The organism is Variovorax sp. RKNM96 (assembly GCF_017161115.1).
In the GTDB taxonomy this organism is placed as follows: Bacteria; Pseudomonadota; Gammaproteobacteria; order Burkholderiales; family Burkholderiaceae_C; genus Variovorax.
This window is the reverse complement of sequence record NZ_CP046508.1, coordinates 4,451,178-4,473,947: the sequence shown is the minus strand read 5'-3', so window position 1 is coordinate 4,473,947 and position 22,770 is coordinate 4,451,178. Positions and strand designations below refer to the sequence as shown.

Annotated in this window: 25 protein-coding genes; 8 read left to right on the top strand and 17 right to left on the bottom strand. The window is 67.2% G+C overall.

From position 1 onward, the window contains the following. Positions 1-28 precede the first annotated feature (28 nt). From GNX71_RS20625 to GNX71_RS20610, 4 genes are read right to left on the bottom strand one after another with little or no spacing between them, the layout of a single operon-like run. Complete coding sequence (locus GNX71_RS20625; RefSeq protein WP_241026998.1) at positions 29-1,261, bottom strand: GAF domain-containing sensor histidine kinase; 1,233 nt, start codon at positions 1,259-1,261, stop codon at positions 29-31. 53 nt (positions 1,262-1,314) lie between these two features. Then, entirely contained in the window at positions 1,315-2,250 is a 936-nt protein-coding gene (locus GNX71_RS20620) for a helical backbone metal receptor (RefSeq protein WP_206174049.1), read from the bottom strand. A 22-nt stretch (positions 2,251-2,272) separates the two neighbouring features. Then, entirely contained in the window at positions 2,273-3,124 is an 852-nt protein-coding gene (locus GNX71_RS20615; protein ID WP_206174048.1) for a PA4780 family RIO1-like protein kinase, read from the bottom strand. Next, entirely contained in the window at positions 3,121-4,218 is a 1,098-nt protein-coding gene (locus GNX71_RS20610) for a GNAT family N-acetyltransferase (RefSeq protein ID WP_206174046.1), read from the bottom strand. The genes GNX71_RS20615 and GNX71_RS20610 overlap by 4 nt, the downstream gene beginning before the upstream one ends. 355 nt (positions 4,219-4,573) lie before the next feature. Here GNX71_RS20610 and GNX71_RS20605 point away from each other — a divergent pair, with 355 nt between their 5' ends. Next, complete coding sequence (locus GNX71_RS20605; RefSeq protein WP_206174044.1) at positions 4,574-6,535, top strand: ankyrin repeat domain-containing protein; 1,962 nt, start codon at positions 4,574-4,576, stop codon at positions 6,533-6,535. Between the two features lie 143 nt (positions 6,536-6,678). Here GNX71_RS20605 and GNX71_RS20600 read toward each other — a convergent pair whose 3' ends face one another. The 5 genes from GNX71_RS20600 to GNX71_RS20580 form a co-directional block, all read right to left on the bottom strand. Then, positions 6,679-7,038: a hypothetical protein gene (locus tag GNX71_RS20600; RefSeq protein ID WP_042582324.1), complete on the bottom strand. Its 360-nt coding sequence runs from the start codon at positions 7,036-7,038 to the stop codon at positions 6,679-6,681. 87 nt (positions 7,039-7,125) lie between these two features. Further along, on the bottom strand, positions 7,126-7,509 hold the full coding sequence (locus GNX71_RS20595) for a roadblock/LC7 domain-containing protein (RefSeq protein WP_206174042.1): 384 nt from the start codon (positions 7,507-7,509) through the stop codon (positions 7,126-7,128). Positions 7,510-7,578: 69 nt separating this feature from the next. After that, complete coding sequence (locus tag GNX71_RS20590) at positions 7,579-8,097, bottom strand: ATP/GTP-binding protein (protein ID WP_206174041.1); 519 nt, start codon at positions 8,095-8,097, stop codon at positions 7,579-7,581. Between the two features lie 5 nt (positions 8,098-8,102). Then, positions 8,103-8,816 (bottom strand): hypothetical protein, encoded by a 714-nt coding sequence (locus GNX71_RS20585; protein ID WP_241026997.1) that lies wholly within the window; start codon positions 8,814-8,816, stop codon positions 8,103-8,105. A 477-nt stretch (positions 8,817-9,293) separates the two neighbouring features. Further along, positions 9,294-10,736 (bottom strand): PLP-dependent aminotransferase family protein, encoded by a 1,443-nt coding sequence (locus tag GNX71_RS20580; RefSeq protein WP_206174038.1) that lies wholly within the window; start codon positions 10,734-10,736, stop codon positions 9,294-9,296. A gap of 99 nt (positions 10,737-10,835) precedes the next feature. On the opposite strand from GNX71_RS20580, the gene GNX71_RS20575 reads away from it, so the two are divergent. From GNX71_RS20575 to GNX71_RS20555, 5 genes are all read left to right on the top strand, one after another. Beyond that, positions 10,836-11,579, top strand: coding sequence for an NAD(P)-dependent oxidoreductase (locus GNX71_RS20575; RefSeq protein ID WP_206174036.1), 744 nt, complete (start codon positions 10,836-10,838; stop codon positions 11,577-11,579). Beyond that, positions 11,576-12,106 carry a cupin domain-containing protein gene (locus GNX71_RS20570; RefSeq protein WP_206174035.1) on the top strand — a complete coding sequence of 177 codons (531 nt, stop codon included), beginning with the start codon at positions 11,576-11,578 and terminating at the stop codon, positions 12,104-12,106. Before GNX71_RS20575 ends, GNX71_RS20570 begins: the two co-directional genes overlap by 4 nt. Positions 12,107-12,182: 76 nt before the next feature. Continuing rightward, on the top strand, positions 12,183-12,518 hold the full coding sequence (locus tag GNX71_RS20565) for an SMR family transporter (RefSeq protein WP_042579342.1): 336 nt from the start codon (positions 12,183-12,185) through the stop codon (positions 12,516-12,518). A 15-nt stretch (positions 12,519-12,533) separates the two neighbouring features. After that, positions 12,534-13,325, top strand: a complete 792-nt coding sequence (locus tag GNX71_RS20560; protein ID WP_206179578.1) for an APH(3'') family aminoglycoside O-phosphotransferase — start codon at positions 12,534-12,536, stop codon at positions 13,323-13,325. 243 nt (positions 13,326-13,568) lie between these two features. Next, entirely contained in the window at positions 13,569-13,949 is a 381-nt protein-coding gene (locus GNX71_RS20555; RefSeq protein WP_206174033.1) for a helicase SNF2, read from the top strand. A 105-nt stretch (positions 13,950-14,054) separates the two neighbouring features. Here the strand turns inward: GNX71_RS20555 and GNX71_RS20550 are convergent, their stop codons facing one another. Both GNX71_RS20550 and GNX71_RS20545 read right to left on the bottom strand, forming a co-directional pair. Beyond that, complete coding sequence (locus GNX71_RS20550; protein ID WP_206174031.1) at positions 14,055-14,444, bottom strand: DUF427 domain-containing protein; 390 nt, start codon at positions 14,442-14,444, stop codon at positions 14,055-14,057. A 188-nt stretch (positions 14,445-14,632) separates the two neighbouring features. After that, positions 14,633-14,950, bottom strand: a complete 318-nt coding sequence (locus GNX71_RS20545; protein ID WP_206174030.1) for a multidrug efflux SMR transporter — start codon at positions 14,948-14,950, stop codon at positions 14,633-14,635. Positions 14,951-15,038: 88 nt separating this feature from the next. Here GNX71_RS20545 and GNX71_RS20540 point away from each other — a divergent pair, with 88 nt between their 5' ends. Next, positions 15,039-15,452 carry a helix-turn-helix domain-containing protein gene (locus tag GNX71_RS20540; protein WP_206174029.1) on the top strand — a complete coding sequence of 138 codons (414 nt, stop codon included), beginning with the start codon at positions 15,039-15,041 and terminating at the stop codon, positions 15,450-15,452. A gap of 22 nt (positions 15,453-15,474) precedes the next feature. On the opposite strand, the gene GNX71_RS20535 is transcribed toward GNX71_RS20540, so the two are convergent. The 4 genes from GNX71_RS20535 to GNX71_RS20520 form a co-directional block, all read right to left on the bottom strand. Beyond that, entirely contained in the window at positions 15,475-16,347 is an 873-nt protein-coding gene (locus GNX71_RS20535) for a class I SAM-dependent methyltransferase (protein ID WP_206174027.1), read from the bottom strand. A gap of 112 nt (positions 16,348-16,459) precedes the next feature. Next, positions 16,460-17,419: a substrate-binding domain-containing protein gene (locus GNX71_RS20530; RefSeq protein ID WP_206174026.1), complete on the bottom strand. Its 960-nt coding sequence runs from the start codon at positions 17,417-17,419 to the stop codon at positions 16,460-16,462. Between the two features lie 43 nt (positions 17,420-17,462). Beyond that, positions 17,463-18,539: a sugar phosphate isomerase/epimerase gene (locus GNX71_RS20525; RefSeq protein ID WP_206174024.1), complete on the bottom strand. Its 1,077-nt coding sequence runs from the start codon at positions 18,537-18,539 to the stop codon at positions 17,463-17,465. A gap of 53 nt (positions 18,540-18,592) precedes the next feature. Next, positions 18,593-19,651 (bottom strand): LacI family DNA-binding transcriptional regulator, encoded by a 1,059-nt coding sequence (locus tag GNX71_RS20520; protein WP_206174023.1) that lies wholly within the window; start codon positions 19,649-19,651, stop codon positions 18,593-18,595. A 254-nt stretch (positions 19,652-19,905) separates the two neighbouring features. Here GNX71_RS20520 and GNX71_RS20515 point away from each other — a divergent pair, with 254 nt between their 5' ends. Further along, on the top strand, positions 19,906-20,571 hold the full coding sequence (locus GNX71_RS20515) for a heme-binding beta-barrel domain-containing protein (RefSeq protein ID WP_206174021.1): 666 nt from the start codon (positions 19,906-19,908) through the stop codon (positions 20,569-20,571). Here GNX71_RS20515 and GNX71_RS20510 read toward each other — a convergent pair. Beyond that, positions 20,541-21,686: an SRPBCC family protein gene (locus GNX71_RS20510; protein ID WP_206174019.1), complete on the bottom strand. Its 1,146-nt coding sequence runs from the start codon at positions 21,684-21,686 to the stop codon at positions 20,541-20,543. The genes GNX71_RS20515 and GNX71_RS20510 overlap by 31 nt on opposite strands. 103 nt (positions 21,687-21,789) lie before the next feature. Then, a complete protein-coding gene (locus tag GNX71_RS20505) occupies positions 21,790-22,701 on the bottom strand; it encodes a LysR family transcriptional regulator (protein ID WP_206174014.1) in 912 nt (303 codons plus the stop codon). Positions 22,702-22,770 lie beyond the last annotated feature (69 nt).

Below are 22,770 nucleotides of genomic sequence, written 5' to 3'. Positions count from 1 at the left end.
GCATTGCCTGTGATTCGGAAAGCTGAAATCAGCCGATGGGAAGGGTCGCCATGAACCGCGTGCCTTCCGCCGCGGACGAGGTGACCTCGAGCGTGCCGCCATGGGCACCGACGATTTCCGAGCAGATGTACAGGCCCAGCCCCAGCCCGCCGCCGGGCTTGCTGTTCGCGGGGCGCCAGTAGGGCTGGAAGATCTTCGGAAGGTCGTCCGATGGGATGGGTTCGCCGCCGTTGCTCACCGACAGCACCAGCCGGTCGTCTTCGAGCGCGGCGCGAACGACGATGGGGTCATCCTGCCCGCCGTGCGTCACCGCGTTGCCGATCAGGTTCGAGAGAACCTGTTGGATGCGCGGCTGGTCGCAGCGCACCACGCGGTTGATCGACAGTTCGTCGCGGATGTCCAGATGGGGGTTGGAGGCGCGCGCTTCATCGATCACTTCCTTCAGCCCCGAAGCGAGGAAGTCGGCTTCGCGGATCGTGAGGCCCATGCCCGAGCCCAGGCGCACGCGCGCGAAGTCGAGCACGTCGTCGATCAGGCCGGACATGCGGCGCGTGCTCGACTTGAGCCGCGTGCCGAGCTTGACGAGGTCGGGCTCGGACTGGCGGCGGATCAGCAGTTCGGCCGCGGCACCGACCGCGGACAAGGGGTTGCGCAGGTCATGGCCCAGCACGGCGATGAACTGCTCTCGCAGCTCGGCGGTGGCGCGCTCGGACTGCAGCGCGACTTCCGCGCGCTCCTGGCGGTCTTCGTTTTCCAGCTGGCGTGCGATCAGGTCGGCGAAGGCGGTGAACATGGCCACGGTGCGCGGGTCGGACACGTTCGCCGGACGGGGATCGATGGCGCAGAGGTTGCCGAAGTAATCGCCGTTGGTATAGATGATCGGGACCGAGATGTAGCTCTCGATGTTGTAGAGCCGGGGCGTGTGGTGGTCGCGGTAGGTGGGGTCGGTGCTGGCGTGGTCGATGACCACCGGCAGCCGCGCGGCACGCGACTCCTTGCAGAGCGTGGACCCCACCTCGAGCTGGCCGCCGGGCTGCAGGCCGAACTGGATGGTGTCCTCGACCGCGCAGGCGGTCCAGGTGCCGTCGGTCACGCGGGCCACGGCGGCGAAGCCCATGCCGGTGTTCTGGCAGATGATCTTGAGCAGCGAGGGCACCGCGCTGATGCGGCCGACGGCCATCACGTCCCGCGCGATGGCTGCGGGCCGGTCGGCAAGGGCGGTCGGCGTGGCGGGAGGGAAAGGGTTCGCGGCGGGGGTCAAGGTGTCCGGATGGTACGTCAGCACCCCTGCGGCTCCCAGCGGCACTCCCGAATTCAGGGCCGCGGATCGCCCAGCGAGACCAGGCAGCCCACGATGGCATCGGCCGCTTCGTCCAGCCGCGGGCCGGGGCGCATCATCAGGTCGAAGCGCGCCGAGGCGAAGCTGCAGACGCGTCCGCGCTGGATGGCGGCCATGGCCGACCAGCCGGGCCGCGAAGCCATCGTGGAGATTTCGCCGAGCGCCGAGACCATCAGCACGTCGGGGTCGGCGCGCACCACGAATTCGGGGCTCATCTTCGGAAAGGGACCGAGCGTGCCCGGCACCGCGTTCGCGAGGCCCAGGCGCGCAAGCGTCTCGCCGATGAAGGAGCTTTCGCTCGCTGCGGCCACGCCGCCGTGCACCTCGAAATAAACGCGCCGCCCCTGCCAGCCCAGCGGCACACGGGCCCGGGCCGCATTGAGCCGGGCATCGAGCCCGCGCCAGAACGCCTCACCGGCGCCGGGCCTGCCGGTGGCGCGCGCCACTGTTTCCATGACCCGTCGCATGTCGGCATGGGTCTTGGCGTCGAGCGCCAGCACCTTGATGCCCAGCCGCTCCAGCGGTTCGGCGGCGCGGCTGCGCGGGCGCAACAGCACGAGGTCGGGCTTGAGCGCGACGATGCGTTCGATGTTCGCGTCGTCGATGCCGCCGACCTGCGGCAGGCCCTTCACCTGCGCGGGCCAGTTGGCGTGGCGGTCGATGCCCACCAGTCGGTTGCAGGCGTCGAGTGCGCAGACCGTTTCGGTGAGCGAAGGCATCAGCGAGACGATGCGTTTGGCGGGCGCCTGCAGTTCGAGCGTGGTGCCGCGGTCGTCCTCCAGGCGAATGCTGGCGGCATGCGCCGCCGAGCCGACGCCCAGCGCCACGAAGGCCGCGGCCCTGGCGATCTGGCGGACAGCGGTGGCGGCGGTTGAAAAAGGCTGGCGCTGGGGCAGGGCGTTGGAAGTCATCGGGGCGGGCGTGATCGGCCCGCTATTGTCGCGGCGTCTGCATCCGCAGCAGCCGCGCCGCTTCTTCCGCGCGCGCATCGTCGACCTCTCTCAGCACGTTGCTCAGATCGACGGGGCCGGTCTCGCGCACGAAGCTGCCCGTGAGCTCCGTTTCGGGCCGCAGCAGGCCGCGCTCGTAGAGCTGCCAGATCTCGTCGCCGTAGTGCGTCTTCAGCAGTGCGGGCTCGAACTGGCCGAAGAAGTTGCGCAGGTTCTCCACGTCGCGCAGCAGCATGCGCTTGGCGTGGTTGTTGCCCGCAGCGTCCACGGCCTGTGGCAGGTCGATGATCACCGGGCCGTCTTCGGCCAGCAGCACGTTGAACTCCGAGAGGTCGCCGTGCACCACGCCCGCGCACAGCATGCGCATCACCTCGCGCAGCAGGCTCGCGTGGTGCCGCAGCGCGTCTTCGGGCGAGAAGGCCACATCGTTCAGGCGCGGAGCGGCGTCGCCGTTGGCATCGGTCACCAGGTCCATCAGCAGCACGCCTTCGAGGAAGTTGTGCGGCGTCGGCACCCGCACGCCGGCCGCGGCCAGGCGGTAGAGCGCATCGACCTCGGCGCTCTGCCAGATAGCCTCGGTCACCTGGCGGCCGAATTTCGTGCCCTTGGCCATGGCGCGGGCCTCGCGGGTGTTCTTGACGCGGCGGTTCTCGGTGTAGTCGACCGCCTGGCGGAAGCTGCGCTTGTCGGCTTCCTTGTAGACCTTGGCGCAGCGCGTTTCCTCGCCGCAGCGCACGACGTACACCATGGCTTCCTTGCCGCTCATGAGCTGGCGCACGACGGTGTCGATCAGGCCTTCGTCCACGAGGGTCTGCAGTCTCTGGGGTGTCTTCATGCGTGTGCCTCCCGCGATGCCAGCGGGCGGGTCGAGAGGAAGGCCCTCAGGCTTTCCGTGCCGATCTGGTAGGCCCCATCATGCCTGTGCGGAGCAAAGCCCAACTGGCGGTTGATGGCGAGCATGGGCGCATTGACCTCCGCGTTCTGCGTGACGGCCATCACCACCTCCGGATGGCGCTCCCGCACGAGCTGCAGCATCACCGCCTTGACGCCCTTGGCCAGGCCCTTGCCGCGCCAGCGGCGGGCCACGGCGGTGAGGCGCTGGAACATGCGGTCGGGGTAGAGCTGGTTCCAGCTTGCATCGCACACCGCGGCCACGTCGTCGCCGTCGAGCAGCAGCACGAGGAAGTGCTCGCCGCCGCGGCGATCGATCTCGGCGTACCAGGCGCGGAAGTCCTCGAGTTCGAAGCGCATGGGCGCGCGTGCGAGGCCGGTGGTGGGCGCGTCTTCGAGCAGTTCCGAGAGCGGCGCCATCAGCGTGGCGAGGCGCTCGAAGGGAACGCGGCCTGCGTGGATTTCCAGGCGCAGCCCGTGCGCAGGCGCGAGCGCTTTGGTGCGCCAGCGGGCAAGCGCGTCGTCGTCGAGGCTGGCGAAGATCATGCGGTTTTCCATGCTGCGGTGCTTTTCGGTCGCACCGATGGAAGCAAGAAATGCGTGGCTCTCGGGCAGGTGAACGTTGGAGGTGGCGGTGGTCTTGCCTTGCGCATCCATCAAAGTCAGCAGTTCGCGCAGCAGAAGGCTGCCGACGCCTTGCCGCCTGTGAGACTGCCGTACGCCGCCCCAGACATTGACGAAAGGCGCGAAGGCCTCGTAGTCGGGCGTTCCTTCGCGGCGAACGCTCATGTTGATCGAGCCCGCGAGCGTGCCTTGGGTGTCCCGGGCGAAGACGCGGTGCACGACGTGCAGCGGTGTGTGCTGGCGCACGTTGTGCTCGGTGTGGGCGTCGTCTGGAAGCGGTTCGCCCGGAAGATCCTCCTCGTTGCGAAGGCGCCAGTAGGCAAGGGCCTGCACCCATTCTTCGGCGGATGCCCGCTGTGGATCGAAAACGGAAATCGAAAACGGCCGCGCATCGGCGGCACGGGATTCAAGCATGGTTGGCCTTGATTCGAAAAAAGGAACGGATCGCGCGCGGCACGCACAGGCGTGCCAGCGGCGGCGTTTGAATCGGGCGGTTTGTCGCGGCGGAACACCGCGAGGATCGAACCGGCTGCTATGCCCTCAGGGGCACAGGCTGCGCAAGAGGCGCGTCAGCAGCAGTTCTTCTTGATCGACCCGACAACAAACCGTAGAGGGGTGGGGGAATGAATAGCAGTGTCTTCCATCGCGCACCTCCGGTCTGTGTTGTGAATCGAGGGGTCGAATGTAGCGAGGTTCGCGCGGCCTGTGAAGTGCCATGTCTTGCCATGGGCCTGCGGCAGAATCCAAAAACCAACAGACGGGGAGTGCCATGAATCCGAAGAAGATTTTCGACGCCGCGCGCGAGGCCGATGTGAAGAGCGTGCGCGCATGCATCGAGGCCGGGGCTGATATGGCCGCGGTGAACAAGCAAGGCTTCACCGCGCTGCAGTGCGCCGCGATGGGCTCCAACGAGACCGAGACCGAACCGAATCTTGCGGTGCTGCGCATGTTGCTCGAAGCCGGCAGCCCGCTCGAATACACCGGCACCGACGGTCGCACCGCGCTGTACCTGGCGGCCGAGTTCGCGCCGACGGTGGATGCGGTGCAACTGCTGCTCGATGCGGGCGCCAAGGCCGACATCAGCGACAGCCACGGCAACCACATCACCGAGAACGCGATGATGGAAGAGGTGATCGAGTTGCTCGCGGGCGTCACCGGCAGGCCGATACCCACGCCGCCTCCACCCGAACCCGATCCCGTGAAGATGACGACTGCGCAATGGCGCGCCGCCAAGGTCAGGATCGACGAGGTCTTCGATGCGTTGACGAAGGCCGGGCTCGTCACGCTGCAGGATGCGGGGCAGACGCAGTCCGACGGTTTCTCCGATTGCTCCGAGGCATTTCGCGAGCGCGGCGGCGAGGCGGCCGGCGTGCACGGCTTCTGCTTCTACACGCGGCAGGACCTGAATCGCGCGAAAGGCTCCAGCCAGCTGTCGCTCGCGTTCTGGGGCGCGCCGGAGGGGGCCGATGTCGACATGCTGCGCGTTGGCGAACTCATCGTCGATCACTTCCGCAAGGCGGGCTTCGAGGTCCGGTGGAACGGGGCGGCGTCGATGCGGCCAGAGGTCGATCTGCGGCAGGTGAACTCGCAGGCAGCGGCACCGCCGGCCAAGGCGGAATCCTCTGTTGCGTCCGCCGAGAAATCTCCGAGCGCGCCGGGGGCCCAATCGAGCTTTCTCTATTTCACAGGCCAAGGCTCCGACAAGGTCTACCAGGTCCACCTGCGTCCAAAGGACGACGGCTGGGTGGTCGACTACGGCAATGGCCGCCGCGGCGGCACGCTCGCCACCGGCACCAAGACCAGCAGCCCGGTCGCCTTCGAGGCCGCGCTGAAGATCTACGAAAAGGTCGTGAAGGAAAAGACCTCCAAGGGCTACACGCCGGACCAATCCGGCGCGCTCTACACCTCGACCGACCTCGCCGGCCGCATCAGCGGCGAGCTGCCGCAACTGCCCACGCTGATCCTCGAAGAACAGGTGGCGCGTTACTTCGATGACGCCGGCTGGGGCCTGCAGGAAAAGGCCGATGGCGAGAACCGCATCCTGTTGATCGAAGGCGAGACGGTGCGCGGCACCAATCGCCGCGGGCTCTTCGTCGACATTCCGCAGGCCTGGGTGGGTGGGGCCGATGCATCGGCGGGCCGCACTGTCATTGCGGGCGAGCATGTGGGCGATGTCTTCAAGGCCTTCGACCTGCTGGAGCTCGATGGCGAGGATCTGCGCAGTGCAGCCTTCATCGACCGATTCGGGCATCTGCAGAAGATCGCCGGGCGCCTGCCGTGGATGGTGGTGCTCGATCTCGAAACTACCTCCGAAGGCAAGCGCCGCCGCGCCGCGCAATTGCTGGCCGCGCACGGCGAAGGCTATGTACTCAAGGCGCTCGCCGCGCCGTTCGCGGCGGGGCGCAGCACCACGAGCCTGAAGTTCAAGTTCAACCAGAGCGCGACCTGCGAGGTGATCCGCGTGAACGCGCAGCGCTCGGTGGCCGTGGGGCTGCGCGACGAGGCGGGCGCGATGGTCGACATGGGCAACGTGACCGTGCCGCCCAACGAACCACTGCCAGCCGCCGGTACGCTGGTCGAGGTGCGCTATCTCTACCGCTATGCGGGCGGCAAGTTCGAGCAGCCGGTCTACAAGGGACAGCGGCCGGACATGACGGCCGACGATGCCGTGCTCTCGCAGGTCACGCGCATCAAGGATCGTGGTGCGGCGATGGATGACGAGGCTGCCTGAGCCATCGACGTTGCGGCAATGGATCGCTCGTGAGGTCGACGAGCGGGCAGCCCTCCTGACGATGACCACGGGCACGCAGACGCCCCGTCATCGTCGCTTGGCCAAGGCAACCCGCTCACCGACAGCGCACCGTCGCGTGTCTGTCAGACCGCCAGCCCTTGCTCCACGTCCTGCGTCTTGCGCCGCGCGAGCGCGAGGTTCGACTTCGACTTGTCGAGAACCAGGTAGACGAACAGACCCTCGTGCTTGTTCAACGGCCGGATGATGTGGTACTGGCGTCCGAGCGTGATGAGGATGTCCTCGATCACATCGTTCAGGCCGAGCGCCTTCATCGTCTTGAGCTTGGCGCGCACCACCTCGGTATTGCCTGCGGCGGCCACTTCCAGGTCGACGCCCGAACCGATCTGTCCCAGGACCATGCCGCTGCCGGAGTCGACCAGCGCGGCGCACAGTGCACCGTCGATCGTCATCAGTTCATCCATGGATTGCTTGATATTTGCCATCGGAATCTTTCGTAGTCCATCGCCCTGAGGGTCGGCCGGCGCCCGGGCGAGTGATGAGCGCCGGCCGTTTTTGAAAAGAGTGCAGGCTCAGGCGCGCTGCAGCGCAAGCGTCGCCAGCTTGGAGAAGTACAGGACCTGGCCGATCACGGCGTCCTTGCCGGCCACCACGCTCACGATCAGGTCGACCTCGGCATGGCGGGCCTGCAGCATCAGGATGTGGCCCGACTCAGTCTCGATCGCGACGTTCTCGCACTGCCCGAGACCGCTCTCCACGCCGGCCACCGCGCCGAGCGCGGCCAGCGAACTCGCGATGGCCGACATGCGTGCGACCTGCGCGGTGTTCTCCGCGCGCGCGGCCAGTTCGAGGCCGTCCTCGGTCGCGATCACAACGGCCTTCACGCCCTTGATCTCGCGCATGAGCGTGTCCACGGCGGTCTCGGCGGCGTCCTTGATGCGGGGTGCGATGTTCATGTGGCTGGGAGTCCGGCGTTGCGAGGAGAGAGGAGGGAGAAGAAAAAAGGAACAGGGGCGGCGTCGTGCTCAGGCTTCGAGCTGGATCAGCAGCAGTTCGAGCAGTTGCACCACCTGGCGCGGGTCGGTCACGTTGGCGGGGAGCACTGGGCACATCACGCCCTTGTCCTGCATGCGTCGGGCGTAGGCATCGAGGTCCGGCTCGGGGTGGCTCTCCATGCGTCCCACCGCGACCACGCAGGCGGTCTTCTCGATGAGCTCGGCGAAGCCGTCGAGATAGACCTCGAGGTCCGCCAGCGGATCGGGGCGGCTGTTGTCGACCAGGATCACCAGGCCGAGTGCGCCGCGCGCAAGGATTCGCCACATGAAGTCGAAGCGGGTCTGCCCCGGCGTGCCGTACAGGCGCAGCTTCTCGCCGTTGTCGAGCGTGAGCTCGCCGTAGTCCAGGCCGACGGTGGTGGTGGCCTTGGCGACCGAGGCGTCGCTGTTGCGCACCTCGGTGCGGACCGGTGCGATCTCGCTCACCGCGGCGATGGCGGTGGTCTTGCCGGCGCCCATGGTGCCGGTGAAAAGGATCTTGTGTTCCACGTTCTTCAGGCCTTCGGTCCGGAGGACAACAGCCCGAGGCGGCTGCGGATGCGCGCCAGCAGGCCAGGCGCCACGACGCCGCGCGCCGCGTCGGAAGCGCGGGGGGCCTCCGTGCCGGACGAGACCTGCGAGTCGGGCCAGATCGATTCAGGCGCACGGCTGGCCGTGAAGCCGGTGCCGCCGCTGCCTGCGGCGAAGCCCGCGCGCTCGAGCGCTGCGATGAAGTCGACGCACTCCTGCGCGCTGGCGTTCGACCGCTGTTGCAGCGCATGCAGCGAAGCCGGGCGGCTCGCGAGCAGCGCGGCGAGCTTCATGCGCACGGGGGTGTCGAGCAGCGCGACCGAGGGCCAGCGCAGCAGGCGGTATTCCTCGCCGCGACCACTGCGTTCATTGCGGTCCCGGGCCGCGGACAGGCCGAGCTCGCGGGCATGGATCACCATCGCCCCGAGGCGATTGAGCATCACCTCGAGTGCATCGGCGTGCAACGGCAACCGAAGGAACGGGCCCTGCTGCGGCGGCGTTTCTCCGAGCGTCAGCCGCGGGACCGGCCGGTCGGGCGCTTCATCCGGCGGCACCGGAAACCGTTCGCCCACCACGCGCAGGTCGGCGTCCTCGACCTGCCAGGCCCAGTGCTGGTGGGTGCGATGGTCCAGCAGCCGCACGAGGGACTTGAACAGCAGTTCGTCCCGGGCCGGCAAGCCTTCGACGCTGAAGCTCAACAGCGGCCGGTGAGTCCGCTGCAAAGCGGCTGGCGCGGTCATTGGCGTCTCGGGCGCCGCCATGCGGCAACCGGCATCAAGCGCACCAATCTGGGGCTTTCTTGCGGCGTGGACTGCAATTCCGGAGCTCCCGTTGGTGAAGCATTCATGCGAAGCCTTGCGGCGCACCTAAATTGAATGCTTAAGTTTTAAAAACCTTCTGGTAAAAATATAACATCGGTTGCACAAAAAAACACTAGATTACAAAACCCGATTGCCACCCACGGGAATCGGTGGGAAAAGTGTGGCGACCCGACGACGGCGTGGTGGGCGATCGACGGTCGAATACCCGCCCGGATTCCCGCGTCGGCCAGCGTTGGCCGCTGCGTGGAGGTCTGTGCAAACGGGGGGCGAAGAGGCCTTGGCGCTGGGATCGAGCCGCACCCATTGCCATTGGATCGGCGGTATCCGGCGCTCCGAGGCCGGCGTCCCCGCGCTTCAGCGCATGCCCAGCGCCACGCGCAGCTTCATCGCGAGTTGCTGCGCCTGCGTGGCCGAGCCGATGTTGGTGAAGCCCATGAGCAGTCCCTCATCGCGAAAACCCGCCGAGCCTCGCTTCGAAAGCGGCTGGCAGTTCAAGCCGGCGAGCTGCGCGCGGCGGGCCAGCTCGGTATCGCTCTCGCGGCGTCTGTCGAAGCGCGCGATCAGGTGCATGCCGCCGCTCTTGAGGTCGATGCGAACGTCGTCGCCAAAGGACTTCAGCAACGCGGCCACGAGCATGCCGCGCCGCCGCGCATAGAGCAGCCGCATCTTCTTCAGATGGCGGGAGAAATAGCCGCCCCGCATGAAGTCTGCGACGACCGCCTGCGTGATCTGCGGGCTGCCGTTGGAGCCGGTCCGCGCGGCCTCGGCGAAAGCGGCGCACAGCGATTCGGGCGCCACCACATAGCCCAGCGCCAGGCCCGGATACAGCACCTTCGAGAAGCTGCCCGCGTACAGCACGCGATCATGGCCGTCGAGGCTCTTGAGCGCCGGCAGCGGAGGCCCGGCGTAGCGGTATTCGCCGTCGTAGTCGTCCTCGACGATCCAGGCCTTGGACTGCGTGGCCCATTCGAGCAATTGCAGCCGGCGCGCCAGCGACATCGAAACGCCGAGCGGCGCTTGATGAGATGGCGTGACGATGGCCATCCGCGCCAGGGCCGCCTTGCGCATGCCGCGAGCCACGACCATGCCTTCCTCGTCCACCGGCACGGGCACCGCGCGCAGGCCTTTGCTGCGCAGCACCTCCCGCGTGGGCGGATAGCCCGGGTCTTCGACCCACACCGCATCGCTCTTGCCCAGCAGCGTGTGCGCGATGAGCGTGAGCGACGCGCGATACCCGCCCGTCACGAAGACCTGCGAAGGGCGGCACGACACGCCGCGCGACACCAGCAGGTAGGCCGCGATGGCCGCGCGCAGCGGCGCGTAGCCCGAAGGGTCGCCGTAGAACATGTCGGCCGCGGTCGCCGCCCTCGCGCGGCGCGCGGTCAAGCGTGCCCAGAGCTTGCGCGGGAAAGCGTCGAGCGCCGGAATGCCCAGTTGCAGCGGTGGTGGAGGCGCGGCATCGGCGAGCACTTCGCCATCGGCCGGTGCCGCATTCCGCCGCCGCTCGCGCCGTGCCGGACGCTGCGAAGGCAGCGAGGGAGAGACCACCGTGCCTGCCTGTCCCTGCGAGGAGAAATAGCCTTCGCCCATGAGCAGGTTGTAGGCCGTCTCGATGGTGCCGCGCGAGACGCCCAGTTCGCTCGCCAGGTCGCGCGCGGATGCCACGCGGTCGCCCGGGTGGAGCACGCCTTGCTCGATGGCTGCCCTGAAGCGCGCGTAGATCTGTCGGTACAGCGGCGTCGGCGTGGCACGGTCGATCTCCAGGAGGGCGGCGGAAGAGGTTTTCTCTTGGATCATGGCCTTGTCATTTTGACGAGTCTTGCCTCTTTTTGATGGGACATCGAAAACCTAGGATCGAACCATCGACCAGAACTTCCAGCAAGAAAAGGACATGCGATGCGCGAGAAGATATTCGTGGCGGGTGCGGCCGGTGCCATCGGCACCGCGCTGGTTCCGTTGTTGACGGAGGCGGGCTACGACGTGTACGGCAGTACGCGCCGCGCCGATCGCGCGCATGCGCTCGAAGCCCGGGGTGTGACACCGGTCGTCGTCGATGTATTCGACGCCGAGGCGCTTCGCGTGGCGCTGGTTCGCATCAGGCCCGAGATCGTGGTTCACCAGCTCACCGACCTGCCGACCGACCTCGATCCGAAGCTGATGGCCGAGGCGGCCCATCGCAATGCCCGCGTGCGCACCGAAGGCACGCGCAACCTCGTGGCTGCGGCAATGGCGGCGGGCAGCCGTCGGCTGGTCGCGCAAAGCATCGCCTGGGCTTACGCGCCAGGGCGCAGCCCGCACGTCGAAGACGATCCGCTCGATCTCGAAGCCGACGGCATCCGCCGCGTGAGCGTGGGCGGCGTGGCCGCGCTCGAGCGCAGCGTGCTGGGCGCCGTCGGCATCAAGGCCACGGTGCTGCGCTATGGGCAGATCTACGGGCCGGGCACGTCGACAGCCGTGCCCAAGGGCGCGAGCCCGGTCCATGTGGAGGCCGCGGCCTGGGCGGCGGTGATGGCGCTGCGGCATGTGCAGGGCGGCGTCTTCAACATCGCCGAGGACAACGCCGAGGTCAGCAGCGAGAAGGCGAAGCGCGAGTTGGGTTGGTATGCGTCGCTTCGGCTGCCGCGAGGCTTGGCCTCATGAAAGCGCTTCGACTTCATCGCAGCCAGATGGGTGCCGGTGTTGCGGCGCTGTCCCTGGTGCTGGCAGCGGGCTGGGCGCTGATGCCGCACGGCAGCAAGCAGGAGGCCGTGCAATGGCTCGACGATGTGTGCAGTGCCGTGAGCCGGCCGATGTTCTCGTCCGCGCCGGCGCCCGAGGGTTCGGGCGAGGCGGCACGGCCTTCGACCTCGTCCCGCGTCATCTCGTGCGAAGCGCTGCCGCATGTGCCGGGCAAGTCGGTGACCACGGTCATCGTCGACTTTCCGCCGCACGCCTATTCGCCGGCGCATCGGCATCCGGGCTCGGTGACCGCGATCATTCTCGAGGGCACGATCCGCTCGCAACTGGGTGGCGGGCCGGTCGGCACCTACAAGACCGGCGAGACCTTCTTCGAGCCGCCTGGCACGCTGCATGTCTTTGCGGAGAATCCCGATCCGGTGAATCCAGCGAAGCTGGTGGCGGTGTTCGTGGCCGATGAGAACTGCGGGCCGCTGGTGCTGCCGCCGTAAGTGCGGCGCGGCAGAACCTCTGCGGCGCAAGGGGACAGAACCTGCTTCCCCGAACTGCCGGCGTTAGAGTCCCTCGATGGCTCTTACTTACGTCTATCTCGCGGTCGCCATCGTCGTCGAAGTGCTGGCGACCAGCTTCCTCAAGGCCTCCGACAGCTTCACCAGGTTGTGGCCCAGCGTGGCCACGGTGGTGGGATATGCGGTGTCGTTCTACTTTCTTTCGCTCGCGCTGCGGGTGCTGCCTACCGGCATCGCGTATGCGATCTGGTCGGGCGTGGGCATCGTGCTCATCTCGGTGGTGAGCTGGCTGTGGTTCGGCCAGTCGCTGGACGGGCCGGCGATCGCCGGGCTGGGGCTGATCATCGCGGGTGTCGTGGTGGTCAATGTGTTCTCGAAATCGGTGGGGCACTGAGTGGACGTCGCGAGCCTGCTGCCGCAACTCCCGCTTGGAAAGACCTGGGTTCGCGCCAGCGAAGGCGAGTCCGGAGATGCCGTTTTTCGGCGCAGCGATGGCGCTGCGTTCGCAAAGGTTTCACTGGGCAAGGGCGCCGTGCAACTCGGCGAAGAGCGCCTTCGCACCGAGTGGCTCGCGCCGTTTGGCATCGGGTCCGCAGCCGTGCTGGACTGGTATGCGTCGAGCGACGGCGCATGCCTCGTGACACGCGCCGTGGCGGGCGTGCCGGCCAGCGACCTCACGGCGGTCGAACTGCTCGAGGCATGGCCATCGATCGCCGAGCGGGTGAGGGCGCTGCACGAGATTCCGGTGGGCGATTGCCCGTTCGCTCGTGGCCTCTCGGCGATGTTCGCTCGCGCCACCGATGTTGTCGCACGCAATGCGGTGAACCCCGATTTCCTCGATCCCGACCAGCAAGGCATTGCACCGTCGGTGTTGCTGGAGCGCGTGCGTGCTGAACTGCCGCAGCGGCTGGCGCAGGAATCGCGCGAGCGCGTCGTCTGCCACGGCGATGCGTGCCTTCCGAACTTCATGGTCGATCCCGAGACGCTGCGCTGCACCGGCCTCATCGACCTGGGACGGCTCGGAACGGCGGACCGGTACGTCGACTTCTCGCTGTTGCTCGCTAACGCGCGCGAGACGTGGACAGACGCCGGGCAAGCGCTCGCGGCGCGCAAGTCGCTCTTCGAGGTCCACGGCATCGGGGCTCCGGACGACGAGCGCCTCGGCTTCTATCTGCGCCTGGATCCACTGACCTGGGGATGACGGCTGTCGCGGCCGCGCGGGCCGCGATTGTTTCCCAACGGTGAACACCGCGGTTCCTTTTGCCAAGGGTTTTTACCTAGTTGGCGGCGCACAATTCATCTCACGGACCAGCCACACAGTTGATCCGAGTGAACAGGGCCCCGAGCGAGGTGGCCGCCCCCGGAGGGACGGTGACCCACCCAAGACCGGTTCGAAATCAACCAAGCAAGAACTTGAACTTGAACTGAACTGAAGGAAATCGAAATGAATGCCTCCAAGCTCCTCTCCGCCGTTGCTGTTGCCCTGATGGCCGTTGCCGGCGCCGCCCACGCTGAAACCTATGAAGGTGTGCAGCAAGTGAACTCCACCGTCAGCCGCGCCGACGTCGCCGGCCAGGCCGCTGTTGCCGCACGCAGCGCCAACCCGTATGCCACCGGCGCCAATGCAGGCCCTGCGCAAGTGTTCGTCTCGTCGACCAGCCGCGCTGCCGTCCGTGCCGAAGCCGCTGTTGCCGCACGCAGCGAGAACCCGTATGCCGAAGGTGCCAGTTCGCGTGTCGCACCGGTGCTGGCCAGCGGTGTGGACCGCGCCACAGTGCGTGCCGCAGCCCGCGCCGCCGCTCGCGGCGACGCACTGCCGCTGTAATCGATCGACGGCACCTCGCCTTCAACAGCGAGCAGACGCACAAAAGCCGGGCCCTGCGAAAGCGGGGCCCGGCTTTTTTGTTGCTTGTCGACGCAGGAGGCGCGGCTAGACGATGCGCTCTTCGATCGGCCCCACGCGGTCCGGATAGAAGGCCACGTGGTCCTTGATCTGCGCGACCGAATCGTAGGGCGCCTCGTAGGTCCACACCGCATTCACCGAGCGCTCGCCGCCCGCGGGAATGCTGTAGTAGTTGGCCTCGCCCTTGTAGGGGCAGTAGGTGGCGTGCTGCGTGCGCTCGAGCAGCGACATCTTCACGTCCTTGCGCGGGATGTAGTGCACCGTTCCGAAGTGCGACTCGCGCAGCGTGAGCGCTTCGCGCGTGTCGGCAACGACGCAACCGTCGACCGAGACCACCACGCGATGCGGATTGCGCGCGATGGTGATGGCATGGTCGGGGCCGGGGATCTTGATGGTTCGTTCTGGCGTGGCGAACATGAGGCAGGCTCCTTCGGTCAGATCGGGGTGACGGCAAGAAATCGGCGGACGGGCATCTTGCTCCCATGTCGTGACGGTTTGAAGCCCCCTGACAATCGGCCCAGTCCCGGAGTGGTTAAAGGCCCCGCCCCTCTGTCGATAACGAATACCGAAGTTCCAAAAATGCGGCCCAACGGGTCTTTGCCGCATCAGGCTTCGGTGAGCCGCAGCCCGACCGAGCCGGCTATGACCAGCACGACACAACCCAGCCGCGCCGCGGAGAGCGCCTCGCCGAACCACAGCACGCCCATCAGCACCACGCCGACGGAGCCGATGCCGGTCCAGATCGCGTAGGCCGGGCCGAGCGGCAGGTAGCGCAGCGCCTTGGCCAGCAGGAAGATGCTGACGAGCGCAGTGAGCACGCCGAGCGCCGACGGCACGAGCCGGGTCCAGTCCTCCGACTGCTTGAGCGCCGCGGCCATCGCGATCTCGACGAGGCCCGCGGCCAGCAGAAAAATCCATCCCATGAAAGACTCCTTGTTGCTTGAGGGGAAGAGCAAGACCCGATGCTTCCCGCCGGCGCCCTCATCAACAAGTACGCACCTTCTGGTAACCATGGGAATTGAAAAGCCGCCGTCGAAAGCCCACGCGCTTGTGGCAGACGAAGCCGCCGCACCGGCCGATGTGTGGAGCGCCGGTTGCCCGTCGCGCCGCGTGCTCGAACTCATCGCCAACAAGTGGGCGCTGCTCGTCATTCCGCTGCTGCGCGGCGAGCCGCAACGCAACAACGAGCTGCTGCGCCAGGTCGGCGGCATCTCGCAGAAGATGCTCACGCAGACCCTGCGCGATCTGGAGCTCAACGGGCTGGTGCTGCGCGACGACCGCCACACGGTGCCGCCGCATGTGGAGTACCGGCTCAGCGCGCTGGGCCTGTCACTGAGCAAGACGCTGCTGGCGGTGGATCGCTGGGCCGAGTCGAACCACGCGGAGATCGACAGGGCGCGGGAAGAAGCACGCGCACGGTTCTAGTGGGCGTGCACGCTGCGCCGGGCTAACGCGACGGCCGCAGCGGCTTGACGAACTTCAGCGTCATCCGGTCCGACTCGCCGATTGCCTGGTACTTCGCGCGATCGACCTCGCCGCCGCGCAGCGTGGGCGGCAGCGACCACACGCCATTCGCATGGTCCTTGGTGTCGCGCGGATTGGCATTGACCTCGCTGCTGCCCGCGAACACGAAGCCCGCCGCCTTCGCGCGCTCGATGACAAGTTCCTGCGGCACGTAGCCGCTCGCGATGACGCGTGCAAGGCTGGTGCCGGCCGGTGCGCGATGCTCTTCCACGCCGAGCACGCCGCCGGGCTTGAGCACGTCGTAGAAGGCGCGCAGGCTCTCGTCGAAATGGCCGTCCTCGATCCAGTTGTGGATGTTGCGGAAGGTCAGCACCGCATCGGCGCCGCCGGGCGGGCGGATGTCGGTGAAGGCCGATGTGGGCATCGTGCCGAGCACCACGCGGCCATACACCTTCGGGTCGCGTGCGAGCTTGTCGCGGAACGCCGTGCGGGCGCGCTGCTGGCCGGGCGAACCGTCGGCCGGTTCGTGCGCGGCGTAGAGGCGGCCATGGTCGTGCAGGTAGGGCGCGAGGATCTCGGTGTACCAGCCGCCGCCGGGCGCGATCTCGATGACCGTCGAGTCCGGCCGGATGCCGAAGAAGGCGAGCGTCTCGAGCGGATGCCGCGCCCCGTCGCGTGCGCGATAGGCGGGACTGCGGTGTGCGCCGTCGACGGCTGCCGCGAGGGCGGCAGTGGCCCTGGGCGGCAGCGCGTCCCCGGCTTGCGCCTGCACGACGCCGGCTGCAAACACGAGCGGCAGCAGCGCGAGGCTGGCGACGAAGCGCCGCAGCGAAGAAGGAAGGGCGGGGAAGTTCATCGCCGGATCATGCGGGAAAAGGGTTGGGCCTGCTGGCGGTGTGCCGTCTGGTGCGCCGTTGTTCAGGGCCTGTGCACACGCACCCCGAACAACAACGCGCCCCTCAAAAAACTCAGAACGGCGAATCGGGGAAGTAGTACTTCGCGGCGTTCTCCTTGGTCACCAGCACCGAAGGAATGATCGTCGTCGCCGGCATCGCGCCGCCTTCCACGCGCGCCTTCGCCGTGAGGTTCATCGCGTCGGCGATCATGCTCGGCGCGTAGGTCACGTCGGCCGAGACGATCTTGTCGCCGTCCATCACCTTCTTGATGTAGCCCTTGGCACCGGCACCGCCGACCACCAACTTCACATCGTCGCGCTTGGCCTGCTCGATGGCCTTCTGCACGCCCACGGCCATGTCGTCGTCCGAGGCCCACACCGCATCGATCTGCTTGAAGCGCGTGAGGTAGTCCTGCATGACCTTGAACGCATCGTCGCGGTTCCAGTTGCCGTGCTTGGCATCGAGCACCTTGATGCCGGGGTTGGCCTTCATCACTTCGTTGAAGGCATCCACGCGCTGGTTGTCGATCACCGTCGGAATGCCGCGCAGGATGACCACGTTGCCTTTGCCGCCCATCGTCTTGGCCATGTACTCGCCCGCGACCTTGCCGAAGCCCGGGTTGTCGCCGGCCACGTAGGCGCTCTGTGCGTTCGGGTCGGTCAGGCCCCGGTCGACCACGGTCACGAACACACCCTTGGCCTTGACCTGCGCGACCGGCTTGGTCAACGGCGCCGACTCGAAGGGCAGGATGACGAGCGTGTCGATCTTGTTGACCGTCTGCAGGTCCTGCACCTGGTTGGCCTGCTCGGTGGCCGAGCCCGCGGTCTTCACGAAGACCTTCATGCCGGGGTACTGCTTCTCCAGTTCGGCCTTGGTGCGGTTGGCCCAATAGACGACGCCGCCGGTCCAGCCGTGCGTGGCGGCGGGCACCGAGACGCCCATCACCGTCGCCTTGTTCTGGGCCAGCGCGGGCAGGCTGGCGAGCGCGCACACGGCCAGTGCGATGCCTGAAAAAATTCTTCTGTTCGTCATGGTCTCTTGTCTCCTTCGTTGTAGATAAAGCTAGCTCGTTGGGTTATTTCGCCGTTGTCGTCGTCTGCAAGCCCAGCATCCGGCGAAGCTGCTGGGTATCGGTGTCGGCGCCCGCGAAGTCGTCGAAGGCTTTCTCGGTCGTGCGGATGATGTGGCGGCGGATGAACTCCGCGCCTTCGGCCGCACCGTCCTCGGGGTGCTTGAGGCAGCACTCCCACTCGAGCACGGCCCAGCTGTCGTAGTTGTATTGCGCCATCTTCGAGAAGATGGCGCCGAAATCGATCTGCCCGTCACCCAGCGAGCGGAAGCGCCCCGCGCGGTTCACCCACGGCTGGAAGCCCGAGTACACGCCCTGGCGGCCCGTGGGGCGGAACTCCGCGTCCTTGATGTGCAGCGCCTTGATGCGCGAGTGGTAGATGTCGATGAACTCCAGGTAGTCCAACTGCTGCAGCAGGAAGTGCGACGGGTCGTAGTTGATGCAGCAGCGCGGATGGTTCTTCACGCGCTCCAGAAACATCTCGAAGGTCACGCCGTCGAACAGGTCCTCGCCCGGGTGCAGCTCGAAGCAGACATTGCAGTCGGCGTCTTCGAAGGCATCGAAGATCGGGTGCCAGCGCTTGGCGAGCTCATCGAACGCGGCCTCGATCAATCCGGCGGGACGCGGCGGCCACGGATACAGGTACGGCCAGGCCAGTGCGCCCGGAAAGCTCACGTTGCTCTTGAGCCCCAGGTTGCGCGAGGCCTTCGCCGAGAACAGCATCTGCTCCACCGCCCACGCCTGCCGCGCCACCGGGTTGTGCCGGTAGGCCTCGGGCGCGAAGCCGTCGAAGGCCTCGTCATAGGCCGGGTGCACCGCCACGAGCTGGCCCTGCAGGTGCGTGCCGAGCTCGGTGATCTCCACGCCGTTCTCGCGCGCCACGCCGGCCACTTCGTCGCAGTAGGTCTTCGATTCGGCCGCTTTCTTCAGGTCGAAGATGCGCGCATCCCATGAGGGAATCTGCACGCCCTTGAAGCCGAGCCCGCCGGCCCAGCGTGTGATCGAGTCCCATGAATCGAACGGTGCCGTGTCACTCGCGAACTGCGCGAGGTAGATGCCCGGGCCCTTGATGTTGGTTGCCATGTGCCGACGCTCCTGCAAGAAAGTTCAGTGAAAGAAAGACTGCACCGCCGCATTCACGGCAGGTTGTCCTTGAGGTAGATATCGATGCGGATGCGCTCCTGGTCCGCATGCACCGGCTCGCGCGTGAGGCGCGCAATGGCCAGCCGCAGGGCAGAGCGGATCTCGTGACCCGCGTCCTGGTTGATGACTGCGGCCATCGTGCCGTCGAGCAGGTCGGCGCGCGCGGCTGGCGTGAGTTCGTGACCGACGAAGACGATCTTGCCGGCGCGCCCGCTCGCCTTGAGCGTGGCCGAGATGCCGCGGTTGCCCGCGCCCACGCTGTACAGCGCCACGAGCTTGGGGTGCGCGGCCAGCAGGCGCGCAGAGAGCTGCTGCGTGAGCTTCGGGTCGTCCTTGCCCTCCATCGGCGGCAGTACCTTCAAGCCCGGGTACTCCGCCGCCATCACCTGGCTGAAGCCGAAGCTGCGCTCCGCATGGTCGCGCAGCGACAGGCTCCCCACGATCACGCCGACCTCGCCTTTCGCGCCGCCCGAGAAGCGCCCGACCAGCGTGCCTGCGGTGCGGCCCGCCGCCACGTTGTCGATGCCCACGAAATGCTGGCGCCGCGATTTCGGCACGTCCGACACCAGCGTGATCACGCCGATGCCGTGTTCGACCAGCTCGTCGATGGCCGCCTGCACCAGCGGATGGTCGAGCGCCATCACCACGGCCGTGTCGCACTGGCCGCGCAGCGAGAGGATGCGGCGCGCGAGGCGCTGCGGTTCGAACACATCGACCTCGTGCGTCTGCGCGCTCACGCGGTGGTCTTCCATCCAGCCGTCGCTGCCCGCGATCTGCTCGCGCAGCATCTCGACGAAGGTGTTGGTGCCCGAGGGCAACAGAAAGCTCACCTGGTGCGGGTGCGGCCGCGCGAGGCGGGCGGCAGCCGGGTCGGGCCGGTAGTTCAGCCGCTCGACGGCCTCATGCACCTGCGCGATCGAGCGCGCGTGCACGCCAGGTCGCTTGTTGAGTACCCGGTCCACCGTGGCCAGGCTCACATCGGCTTCGCGCGCCACGTCGCTGAGCGTAGCGCGGCCGATCTGTCCGGCGTTTCGCTGAGGGGTGGAGGGCATGGGGCGGATTCTGAGGTGCGTACCTCATTTTGATGTGGGGGGAAACCCGGGAGGGATTTCGAGGGGTGACGCTTTGCCCCTTCCCCCTCTGGGGGAAGGCTGGGATGGGGGCAGGCAGGGCGTGCCCGGTGGTAGCGCCGCGTGTCCCCACCCCAACCCTCCCCCAGAGGGGGAGGGCGCAAGAAAGTCAGACGGCGGACGGAGCCGACTTTTGGCGATACTTCGGCCCGTCACACCCAGATATCAGGAAAAACATGGCCGACTACCCCCACGACATCTACACGGAACCCGAACCCGATCCGCACACGCTCTCCAACCTGGGCCCGCTCACCGGCCTCGCCGGCATCTGGACCAGTGCGTCGGGCCACGACGTGGCGCCGAAGGAAGACGGCCCCGAAGCCGAGGCCTACATCGAGCACGCCGAGTTCCAGCCCATCGACGCGCAGACCAACGGACCGCAGATCTTCTACGGGTTGCGTTACCACGTGCGCATCGTCAAGCCCGACGAGGTCGAGAGCTTTCACGACCAGGTCGGCTACTGGCTCTGGGAGGCCGCCACCGGCACGGTGATCCAGACGCTGACGATTCCGCGCGGGCAGGCCGTGATGGCCATGGGTCACGCGGCGCCCGATGCGAAGTCCTTCAAGCTCGAGGCGGTGCGCGGCGCGGCGACCAACGGCATCCTGTCGAACCCGTTCCTGGAGCATGCATTCAAGACGCTGCGCTACGACATCTCCGTGACGATCCACGACAACGCCAGCTGGTCATACGAACAGGTGACGCTGCTCGATGTGCTCGGCAAGCCCGAGCCGTTCCGCCACACCGACCGCAACACGCTGCACAAGATCGCCGAGCCCACGCCGAACCCGACCGCGCGCGCCGCGCTGGCTCAGTTGGTCGCCGCTTCCACGTCCGCGTGAAACTTCGCCGAGCACCACTCGGTGGCGCCGAAGTACAGCGAGGCCTGCGCGCCGCTCGCCAGCGTTGACTGCGCCGACACGCCGAGCGCGAAGTCCTCGTCGAGCGCGCCCCAGAACGACGCGACGTTCTTGCGCCAGTAGTTCTGGGACTTCTCCGTCTTCGGCAGCTCGGGGATCAGCGTGCTCGCGATCACGCGCGAGCGGCCCGGCGCCTCGGGCAGCACGGTGAAGGCGTTGGCGTGGTCCCCCTCGTGCAGGATGAAGGTGGCCGGGAAGAAGAAGTAAATGATGTTCGAGTGAGGGCCGACCTGCCATTCGCTCGCAGGTACTTCGCGCAGCCCTTCGATGCTGCGCTTGGGCAGGAAGAGGCGGTGGTGCTGCCGGTCATGGTCGGCCATCAGCAGGTTGTCGTAGAACAGCGCCGCAATGCTGTTGCGGTGCGCGTACTGGAAGTGATAGGTCTCCAGGTTGGCCTCGAACGGAATCTTCCAGTTGGCCGCGTTGTCGAAAGCGTGCTGGTGAAACGGCACCCAGCGGTCGTAGCCCCATGAGCGCAGGTCGTTGCCGAAACGGCCGAGCCATGCATCGATATCGAGCACGGGGCTTTCGCCTTCGGCCAGCGCGCGAGGGATGACCCACACGAAGCCCAGCGCCTCGGCCACCGACACGCGTGTGAGGCTGCAGTCCGAAGCCGGTGCATGCGGAAAGTCGTCGGCCGAAGGGCGGCCGCGCAATGTGCCGTCGAGCCCATAGGTCCAGCTGTGGTACGGGCAGATGAGCGCGCGCTGGTTCGACAGGCCCGGCGGCTTGAGCCGCGCGCCGCGGTGCCGGCAGGCGTTGACGAATCCGTTGAGCTGTCCGTCCTGTGCGCGCACGAGCACCAGTGGCAGGCCCGCCACGTCGATGGCGAAAGAATCGCCCGCGTTGGCGAGCGAAGCCGAGGGGCACAGCGCCAGCGGGTAGCGACGGAAGATGCGTTCCACCTCGAGTTCATGCCGTGCCGGGTCGAGGTAGCGCGATACGGGGCTCACAGCCGGCTCGCCACGCTCGCTGCCGCCGGTTTCGATCAGCGCGAGCGCGCGGCGGATCAGTGCGATCTGTTCTTCTTGCTGCATGTGCGGTTGTCTCCGTGCAGGGTGGGGTGAGCCCATTGTGTCGAAGAGACTGTTCAGCGGCTTGCATCAACTGGTCGAGTTGCCCCGTTGCCAGATAAGCAGTTCAGTCCAGCCGCAGCGACCCCAGCCGCTCGACGATCAGGTCATGCAGCGTCTGCGCCGCCACTGACAGGCTGCCCTCGCGCCGCTGCACCAGGTACAGCGTGCGCGTGAGCGCCGGCAGCGGCAACGGCCGCGTCACCAGCGTCTCCCGCCGGAAGTGAAAGAGCGTGAGCGCGGGCACCACACTGATGCCGAGCCCGGCTTCCACCAACCCCATCACGGTCGCCAAGTGCTCCACCTCGAACACGGCATTCATCCGCAGCGGATGCAGTGCCGCATCGAGCGCCTGCCGCACGCTGCTGTTGCGCGCCATCTGGATGAAGGGCCACGGCGCGATCTTCTTCACCGACAGGCGCGCCTCGTGCGCGAGCGGATGGTCGGCGCGGCACACGAGGTGAAAGCGGTCGGTGCAGAGCTTGCGTGCGCGCAGGTCGCTGTCGGCCGCCGCGCCCGAGGCCGCGAGTGCAAAGTCGGCCTGGCCGCTGCGCACCAGCGCCACGCAGGCATCGGACAGCGCATCGTCCAGGTCGATGCGGATGCCAGGCCAGGCCTGCATGAACTCCGCGAACACCGCCGGCAGCCAGCCCGCAGCCAGCGAGGGCAGGGCGGCAACGCGCACGCGGCCCTTGCGGCGCTCCACGTGGTCGGCCAGGTCGCCCATGGCGCTGCCCATGTCGTCGAGCAGGCGGCGCGCCGAACTCTCGAAGAGCCGGCCTTCGGGCGTGAGCTGCACGCTGCGCGTGTCGCGATCGAAGAGGCGCGTGCCGATGGCGTCTTCGAGCGTGCGGATCAGCGCGCTGAAGGCGGGCTGCGACAGGTGGCTGGTCTGCGCCGCACGCGTGAAGTTGCGGTGCTCGGCCAGCGCGAGAAAGGCGCGCAGTTGCCGCGTGGAGAGGTCTGGCGTCTTTCTCATGGCTTGTCTCTGCGCGTCCTGTAATTTGAAATACAGATCAATTGATCCGTATTTTCGATTTTACGGATC